At 65.0% G+C, this 3,305-nt stretch carries 3 protein-coding genes; 2 read left to right on the forward strand and 1 reads right to left on the reverse strand.

Features of this window, described 5'->3' with window-relative positions; translation table 11 throughout:
- Positions 1–600 (reverse strand): pyridoxal-phosphate dependent enzyme (locus EN780_RS30525; RefSeq protein WP_128276142.1); only part of this gene is annotated, 600 nt, incomplete at its 3' end.
- Between the two features lie 139 nt (positions 601–739).
- On the opposite strand from EN780_RS30525, the gene EN780_RS30530 reads away from it, so the two are divergent.
- Both EN780_RS30530 and EN780_RS30535 read left to right on the forward strand, forming a co-directional pair.
- Entirely contained in the window at positions 740–2,143 is a 1,404-nt protein-coding gene (locus EN780_RS30530) for an aminopeptidase P family N-terminal domain-containing protein (RefSeq protein ID WP_128276143.1), read from the forward strand.
- A gap of 102 nt (positions 2,144–2,245) precedes the next feature.
- Positions 2,246–3,305: alpha/beta hydrolase (locus EN780_RS30535; RefSeq protein WP_128276144.1), on the forward strand; the 1,060-nt coding region annotated here is incomplete at its 3' end.

Raw genomic sequence — 3,305 nt, forward strand, 5'->3', positions numbered from 1 at the left:
ATGCTGGTCGGCGAAGTAATGGGTGACGCCCGCCGCGAGCCCGCCGCCGCCGACCGGCAGCATGACGATGTCGGGCATGCGCGCGCCAGGCATCTGGTCGGCGATCTCAAAGGCGACCGTCGCCTGCCCCTCGATGATGTCCCTGTGGTCGAAGGGCGGCACCATATGCGCGCCGGCGCTCTCCGCGAATTCGAAGGCGGCGCGATAGCAGTCGTCGAAGAAATCGCCGACCAGCCTGATCTCGACGAAGTCGCCGCCGAACAGCCGCGTCTTGTCGATCTTCTGCTGCGGCGTCGTCACCGGCATGAACACGACGCCCTTTTTGCCGAAATGGCGGCAGACAAAGGCAAACCCCTGCGCATGGTTGCCGGCGGAAGCGCAAACGAACAGCTCTGCCGCATTGCCGGCGGCCAGCGCCTTGCGAAAGAAGTTGAAGGCGCCGCGGATCTTGTAGGAGCGCACCGGCGTCAGATCCTCGCGCTTGAGCAACACCCGGGCGCCCGTCTTCTTCGACAGATAGTCGTTTTCCTGAAGCGGCGTCTCCGGGAAGATCTGGCGGATGGCGGCGGCCGTGGCAACGCGAGAAGAAAAACTGTTCATGGCAAATCGTCCCGAAGCGTGCTGGGCGGTTAATGTTAGCCTATTGCACATCCGGCCCCGCAAGGCCATTGTCCGCCTGCCATCAGCCTCGCCGCGGGGCATTCCCGGTATCGTTGCAAGCACTTGGAGGCGTTTGTTCATGCCTGTTGCGTCGGTCGCCCTGAAAACCGTGTCGCTGCCGGAATTCGGCGAGCCGACCCTGATGCCGCTCATTCCTCGCGCCACCTACGAGGCGCGCATCGAAGCCTTGCTGGCGCGCGGCGCGAAGGCCGGCCTCGATGGCTTCGTCGTCTATGGCGACCGCGAGCATGCCGCCAATGTCGCCTACCTTTGCGGCTACGACCCCCGCTTCGAGGAAACGCTGCTGGTCATCGTTCCCGGCAGGCAAGCAAAACTGCTGGTCGGCAATGAGGGCTGGGGCTATGCCGAGCTCTGCGACGGACCCTATGAGCGCATCCTCTACCAGACCTTTTCGCTGCCGGCGCAGCCGCGCGATCGTTCCGACACGCTGCCTGACATCCTTGCGGCCAGCGGGCTGAAGCCCGGACACCGGATCGGCGCCATCGGCTGGAAGCCGTTCGGCGCCGGCGATGCCGGCTTTGGGCGCACGACGCTCGACCTGCCGTCCTTCATCGCCGACACGCTGCGCGCGCTGGCCGGCGACAGGGGCGCGGTCGAGAACGCGGCCGATCTCCTGATCAACCCGGCTGACGGCTTGCGGGCGATCAACGAGGCCGATCAGCTCGCAGCCTTCGAATTCGCCGCGACCTTTTCCTCGCAAGGCCTGCGCAACGTACTCCAGGGCATCGAACCCGGCATGACGGAGCTGCAGGCGGCGCGGCTGATGGGTATCAACGGCCTGCCGCAATGCTGCCACCCGATGCTGTCGGCCGGCAGGCGCGCGCCCTATGGCTTGCCGAGCCCCCGCCTCGACATCATCCAGCGTGGCGATCCGATCACCATGGCCTATGGCATCCAGGGTTCGCTGAACGCCCGCGCCGGCTTCCTGGTCGAGAGCGCCGCCGAGCTGCCGGAAGGCATCAGCGACTACATCGGAAAGCTGGTCGCGCCATATTTTTCCGCCGCCGTCGACTGGTACGAGACCATAGGCATCGGTGTCGCCGGCGGCGCGCTGTGGAAAGCGGTGCATCAGCGTATCGGCGACCCGTTCTTCGGCGTCGCGCTCAATCCCGGCCATCTCATCCATATCGACGAATGGATGCATTCGCCGGTGTTTTCCGGCTCCGCGATCGAACTCAAGTCCGGCATGGCGCTGCAGGTCGACATCATCCCGGCAACCGGCAGCGCTTATTTCACCACCAATATGGAGGACGGCATCGCGATTGCCGACGAGCCGCTGCGCGAGGAGATCGCCGCCCGCTATCCGGAAGCCTGGCGCCGCATCGAGGCTCGCCAAGCCTTCATGGGCGATGTGCTCGGCATCCGGCTGAAGCCTGAAGTGCTGCCCTTCTCCAACATCCCGGCCTTCCTGCCGCCGTTCTGGCTTTCGCGCAACACTGCGATGGCCGTCGCCAGACACTGACTAGATTTTAGCTGGACGCGACTTACTTCCGCCGCACTTCGCCTGCTGGGGAGATGTCGCGGAGGGTGGACGGCCCTTTTTGGGCTCGAATGGAATTTTGACGTGCGTTTGAAGACGATCTGCATTCTTGCGCTTGCCTTGCTGGTGGCAGGCTGTGGCGGCCGCAAAACCGAGGAACTGCTCGGCAGCGCCGTGATGTCTACGCCAGTGACGGAAATCGCCGGCAACCATTCGATCTTTATCGCCACGACGCGCAAGCGCTCCGACGACCCCAACAAGGTCTTCGACGGCGAGCGCTCGGCGACACTGAACTACGCCCGCGTCAACGTCACGGTTCCGGGCATCCACCAGCCCGGACAAATCGAGCGGCGCTCACGCGGCAAGTCGGACGACCCGGCGAAATATTTCATGGCCTCCGAGGTCGTCGGCTACGACACGCAGCCGAAATTCTCCAGCGCGCTCAGCGCCGACATCGCCGCGCGCGGCGGCCGCGTCATGCTCTTCGTCCATGGCTACAACACCGGCTTCGACGACGCCGTCTATCGGCTGACGCAGATTGCGCATGACTCCGGCTATCCAGGCACCCCGGTGCTGTTTTCCTGGGCGTCCGGCGCCAAGACCACCGACTATGTCTACGACAAGGAAAGCGCCAGCGCGGCTCGCGACCAGTTGGAGGTGACGCTGCGCATGCTTGCCCAGACCGGCGCGCGGCGCATCGACATCGTCGCCCATTCGATGGGAACCTGGGTGACCATGGAAGCGCTGCGCCAGCTCGCCATCACCGGTGACCGCGATCTCGGCGGCAGGCTCGGCGACGTGGTGCTGGCCTCGCCCGATATCGACGTCGACGTGTTCAAGAGCCAGATGCGCCGCTACGGCAAGCCGGACAAGCCGTTCATCCTGCTTCTGTCCGACGATGACCGGGCGCTGCGGCTTTCCGGCCTGATCGCCGGCTCGCGGCCACGCGTCGGCGACTACAAGGACGCGGCCGACCTCGCCACCTATGGCGTCAGCGTCGTCGACCTCTCCAGCGTCAAGGGATCGGACAGGTTCAACCACACCAAATTCGCCGACAATCCCGAACTGGTGAAGATGATCGGCCAGCGGCTGCGCGAGGATGACGGCTTCGCCAGCGACCAGACGGTGACCGACCGCATCAGCC

This window comes from Mesorhizobium sp. M4B.F.Ca.ET.089.01.1.1, from assembly GCF_004022605.1.
Taxonomy (GTDB): Bacteria; Pseudomonadota; Alphaproteobacteria; order Rhizobiales; family Rhizobiaceae; genus Mesorhizobium; species Mesorhizobium abyssinicae.

Coding starts and splice junctions, on each gene's coding strand:
- EN780_RS30530 (WP_128276143.1), top strand. CDS start 740: ATGCCTGTTGCGTCGGTCGCCCTGAAAACCGTGTCGCTGCCGGAATTC.